A 4,552-nucleotide genomic window follows, 5' to 3' on the forward strand; every position below is an offset into this window, starting at 1 on the left:
ATGGAGAAGCTGATCGCCTCGGGGATCAACGCGAGGGCCACGACGATCCCGGCGAGGACCTCGGTGCGGGCGACGTTCGGGGAGAGCCAGGTGGGTCGGGTCAGGCGCGGCTTGGGCAGCGCCGGCAGGGCAGAGGACATACCACCGTCTTCAGGTCGTGCGCCCGCAGGCGCGGAGGAGGGGCACCGCGGGGTGCCAGGAGAGCTGGGGTGGCGCGTCGTCCAGGACGTCGCGCTTCATCGGTCCGACGTCGGGGCGCGGAGCCGCCGGCGGCGGGGCCCGGAACGTCGGTGGTCCGGATCGACGGGCCGCTGTGCCCGTCTTCGTCGCCAAGAACATAACCCTCACGTGAGGGAAGTGTGCGGTGGGGGTGCTCCGCGGCCTGTCGCAGCCGGCCGGCCGGGCGTGCATCGGCACTGGTCAACCCGCATGCGACGGCGAGTTGCGAAAGCCATCACGGTGCGTGAGCGGTCCCCCGGGGGTTCGCGAGCCCGGGCGTCGAGCGGGTCCGACTGACGTGCACTCGACCTTCACGTAAGGGTAGGTTCGCGTCGAGACCGCTCCCGGGTGGCTCCCGACCGAGGAGGACGTCATGCCCCTGCACATCGAGTGTCCGCAGTGCGGCGAGACCGACGACCTCGTCGGCGACCGAGGTGTCGAGGGCATCGGCATCACCTGCGGCGCCTGCGGAGCCCGGTTCCTGCGTGACCGTCAGCTGCGGTGTGCGACCTGCGCCGGCACCGACCTGGTGCTGCGCCCCCAGGTGCTCACCCAGTTCTCCCGCGGCACCCAGCTGTCGGTCGTCGGGTGGACCGAGACCCACTGCTGCACCAGCTGCGACGCCGAGGCGCTGCTCCGGTCCGAGCGCGCCAACGCACCGCTGCCGGCCGAGTACCGCCCCCGTGCCGTGCGCCCCCAGTCGCGCACCTGACCGACACCGAGGAGACCCATGACGACGACCCGGACCCAGGTCCTGGACCACATCGAGGCCGCATTCGGCCACGGTCCGGTCACCAGCGACGAGATGCGGGAGGCCGCATTGGCGTCCGGCGCGGACCAGGACGTCCTGTTCCTGCTCGACGCCCTCCCGGATCGGCAGTTCACCAGTCCCCGGGAGATCTGGCCGCACCTGCCCGACCTGCCCGTCGGCGGCTGACCCCGCACCCGACCGAACCCGTCCGACCAGACCGGAGCACGACCATCCCTCTCCACCCCGACATCGACACGACCACGTCGGCCCCGGCGTCGAGCCCCGAGCTCGACGGCCTCGCCGACCTCGCCGACCGGGCCGCCGCCCACCTGCGTGACCTGCCCGGGCCGCCCGAGGACGTGGTCGTCGGCATCTACCGCCCCTTCGGCCGGGCGAGCCGGCTGGCGGCGAGCCGGCTGCGCGAGCTGCTGGCTCCCACCGCCTGTCAGACGCTGACGCCGCTCAGCAGCCGCTGGCCCGCGCGACTGGGTGTCGACGACGAGACCACCCCGGACGCCCAGCACGTCGGCGACCTGGCCCTGGTCGTCGACGTCAGCCGGACCCCGCAGCCCGCCGCGCGGGCCATCGCCGATGCGGCGGGGGTGTCGCTCATCGCCCGCACGCCGCCGCCGATGAGGCCGCAGCCCGACGGCACCGCCCTCGCGCGCGGAACGGCCATCGGCCGGGCCGTGGCGCTGGGCCGGCCGCTGAGCACACCGCCGCCGGCCGACCGGTCCAGGTGAGCGACCACTCGTCCCGCGGGGCGGTGCGCACCGCCTGGCAGATCACGGCGCTGACGGCGCTCCCGCTGCTCGCCTCGCCCCGCCCGGAGGGCCGTGGTCCTGCGCGGTGGTCGACGGGGACCGCCACGGGCCGGTTGGCCACCGTGCTGCCCGGGACGGCGGCCCTGGTGCTGCTCCACCGGCACGCCCGGCGCTCCCGGCGGGTCATCGAGGAGCTCGAGCGGCGCTGTCGCACCGACGCCCTGACCGGACTGGGCAACCGGGGTGCCTTCGACGGCGACTTGCGCGCCCGCCTGCGGGGGATTGCCGGCCGTCGCCGTCACGGGGACCCGGCCGGGGTCACCCTCGTCCTGGCCGACATCGACCACTTCAAGGCCTACAACGACCAGCACGGACACCCCGCCGGGGACCGCGCCCTCGTCTGCGTCGCCCGCGCGCTGGAGCGGGCCTGTCGGAGCCGGGACGGCGTGCACCGGATCGGCGGGGAGGAGTTCGCCGTCGTCCTGAGCGCCGACCACACCAGCAGCCTGCTGATCGCCGACCGGATCCGGCGGCTGGTGTCCGCGTCCACCGGCGACCGGCTCACCGTCTCCCTCGGCGTCGCCACTGCCCAGCACGAGGACGTCGAGGCCCTCATCGCCCAGGCCGACCGCGCCCTCTACCGGGCCAAGGCCCGGGGACGGAACCGCATCGAGAGCCACCGCGGGCCGCGATCGGAGGCGTCGGCCCCCGCCCGATGAGGCCGGACCGCCCAGCGGTCGGGCTCAGGCGTCGATGACCACCGGGATGATCATCGGGGTGCGGCGGTGGGCCCGGTTCGCCCAGTTGCCGACGGCCTTGGCGATCAGCGACTCCAGCTGGGCGGCGTCCTTGACGCCGTCGGCCGCCGCGCGTGCCAGCTCCCGCTCGATCAGCGGCACCGCCGCGTCGAAGGACTCGGCCTCGTGGACGAAGCCGCGGGCCAGGAAGTCGGGGGCCTCGACGAGCTTCCCGGTGTTGGCGTCGACGATCGCCACGACGGTGATCACGCCCTCCTCCGCGAGGGTGCGCCGGTCCTTCAGCGAGGCCTCGGTCGCGCCGCCGACGGTCGAGCCGTCGACGTAGACGTTGCCGGCGGACACCTTGCCGGTGATCGAGATCCGACCGTCGACCAGGTCGATCACGGAGCCGTCCTCGGCGATGACCACGCGGTTCGGGTCGACGCCGGTTCGGATCGCCAGGTCGGCGTTGGCCCGCAGGTGCCGCGCCTCCCCGTGCACGGGCATGACGTTGCGCGGCTTGACGATGTTGTAGCAGTACACGAGCTCGCCGGCGCTGGCGTGCCCGGAGACGTGCACCTTGGCGTTGCCCTTGTGGACGACGTTGGCGCCGATCCGGGTGAACTCGTTGATGATCCGGTAGATGGCGTTCTCGTTGCCGGGGATGAGCGAGCTGGCCAGCAGCACCGTGTCGCCCTCGGAGATGCGGATGACGTGGTCCCGGTTGGCCATCCGGGACAGCGCGGCCATCGGCTCGCCCTGGGAGCCGGTGCAGACCAGGCACACCTGGTCGGCGGGCAGCTTCTCCAGCACCTTCATGTCGACGACCAGGCCCTTGGGCACCCGCAGGTAGCCCAGATCGCGGGCGATCCCCATGTTGCGGACCATCGACCGGCCGACGAAGGCGACCTTGCGGCCGTGCTCGTGTGCGGCGTCGAGCACCTGCTGGATGCGGTGCACGTGGCTGGCGAAGCTGGAGACGATGACCCGCTTGGGGGCGGTCCGGAAGACCGTGTCGATCGCCGGGGTGAGCTCCCCCTCCGACGTGGTGAAGCCGGGGACGTCGGCGTTGGTGGAGTCGGTGAGGAAGAGGTCCACGCCCTCCTCGCCGAGCCGGGCGAACCCGCGCAGGTCGGTGATCCGCTGGTCCAGCGGGAACTGGTCCATCTTGAAGTCGCCGGTGTGCAGCACGAGGCCGGCCGCGGTGCGGATGGCCACGGCGAGCGCGTCGGGGATGGAGTGGTTGACCGCCAGGAACTCCAGGTCGAAGGGGCCGAGCCGCAGCTCGTCGCCCTCCGCGACCTGCTCGGTCACCGGGGTGATCTTGTGTTCCTTGAGCTTGGCCTCGATGAAGGCCAGCGTCAGCTTCGACCCGATGACGGGGATGTCCCGCCGCTCCCGCAGCAGGTACGGGACGCCGCCGATGTGGTCCTCGTGCCCGTGCGTCAGGACGACGGCCACGATGTCGTCCAGCCGGTCCCGGATGGAGGTGAAGTCCGGGAGGATCACGTCGATCCCGGGCTGGTGCTCCTCGGGGAAGAGCACGCCGCAGTCGACGATCAGCAGCTTGCCGGCGTGCTCGAAGACGGTCATGTTGCGGCCGATCTCACCCAGGCCACCGAGGGCGACGACCCGCAGGCCGTTGGGGGCCAGTGCCGGAGGCGTACCGGGGTCACGGCGAGAGCGGCTCATGCCCTTCACGCTACGTGCGCGGGACCGGCGAGCTGCCGCCGGTCCCGGCGCGTCTGCATCCGACCCGGCACCTGCCGGCGAACGTCTGGTGTGGAGTCGCTCGCCCGGGACGATCACCAGTGGGTCGTCCAGCCGTTGCTCGATGCCGGCCTGCAGCTCGACGAGATCCGGTCCCTGGTGTTCGGCCTGGCGTTCCAGGGCGTCGTCAGCGAGGGGCGCGAGGTCCTCGCCTGCATCCGGGACCTCGTCGCCGACCGGCCCGCAGAGGTCCGGGCCGCCTGGTCGGAGGTGGTCCACCGGCTGTTCCTGCTGGAGCCCCCGACGTAGGGGGCGGCTCAGAGGGTGTTGGGTATTTGATCGGCTACTTGTCGGAGTCGAGGTCTTCGGCC

Annotated in this window: 6 protein-coding genes; 5 read left to right on the forward strand and 1 reads right to left on the reverse strand. The window is 72.7% G+C overall.

The window, feature by feature from the left end; all coding sequences use genetic code 11:
• Positions 1–592: 592 nt before the first annotated feature.
• The 4 genes from IN07_RS18030 to IN07_RS18045 all read left to right on the forward strand — a co-directional run bounded on the left by IN07_RS18030 (position 593) and on the right by IN07_RS18045 (position 2,453).
• On the forward strand, positions 593–931 hold the full coding sequence (locus IN07_RS18030; protein WP_036338328.1) for a hypothetical protein: 339 nt from the start codon (positions 593–595) through the stop codon (positions 929–931).
• A gap of 18 nt (positions 932–949) precedes the next feature.
• Complete coding sequence (locus tag IN07_RS18035; RefSeq protein WP_036338331.1) at positions 950–1,156, forward strand: DUF2795 domain-containing protein; 207 nt, start codon at positions 950–952, stop codon at positions 1,154–1,156.
• 173 nt (positions 1,157–1,329) lie between these two features.
• On the forward strand, positions 1,330–1,713 hold the full coding sequence (locus IN07_RS25905) for a hypothetical protein (protein WP_036338335.1): 384 nt from the start codon (positions 1,330–1,332) through the stop codon (positions 1,711–1,713).
• Complete coding sequence (locus IN07_RS18045) at positions 1,710–2,453, forward strand: GGDEF domain-containing protein (protein WP_052091457.1); 744 nt, start codon at positions 1,710–1,712, stop codon at positions 2,451–2,453. The genes IN07_RS25905 and IN07_RS18045 overlap by 4 nt, the downstream gene beginning before the upstream one ends.
• Positions 2,454–2,477: 24 nt before the next feature.
• On the opposite strand, the gene IN07_RS18050 is transcribed toward IN07_RS18045, so the two are convergent.
• Positions 2,478–4,163, reverse strand: coding sequence for a ribonuclease J (locus IN07_RS18050; RefSeq protein WP_081975523.1), 1,686 nt, complete (start codon positions 4,161–4,163; stop codon positions 2,478–2,480).
• A 90-nt stretch (positions 4,164–4,253) separates the two neighbouring features.
• Here IN07_RS18050 and IN07_RS18055 point away from each other — a divergent pair, with 90 nt between their 5' ends.
• A complete protein-coding gene (locus IN07_RS18055; protein WP_036338336.1) occupies positions 4,254–4,490 on the forward strand; it encodes a hypothetical protein in 237 nt (78 codons plus the stop codon).
• The last annotated feature ends 62 nt before the right edge of the window (positions 4,491–4,552 follow it).

The organism is Modestobacter caceresii (genome assembly GCF_000761485.1).
In the GTDB taxonomy this organism is placed as follows: Bacteria; Actinomycetota; Actinomycetes; order Mycobacteriales; family Geodermatophilaceae; genus Modestobacter; species Modestobacter caceresii.

Excerpts from the sequence above, each read along its gene's own strand:
- IN07_RS18030 (WP_036338328.1), top strand. The coding sequence starts at position 593 with ATGCCCCTGCACATCGAGTGTCCGCAGTGCGGCGAGACCGACGACCTC.
- IN07_RS18035 (WP_036338331.1), top strand. The coding sequence starts at position 950 with ATGACGACGACCCGGACCCAGGTCCTGGACCACATCGAGGCCGCATTC.
- IN07_RS18050 (WP_081975523.1), bottom strand. The coding sequence starts at position 4,163 with ATGAGCCGCTCTCGCCGTGACCCCGGTACGCCTCCGGCACTGGCCCCC.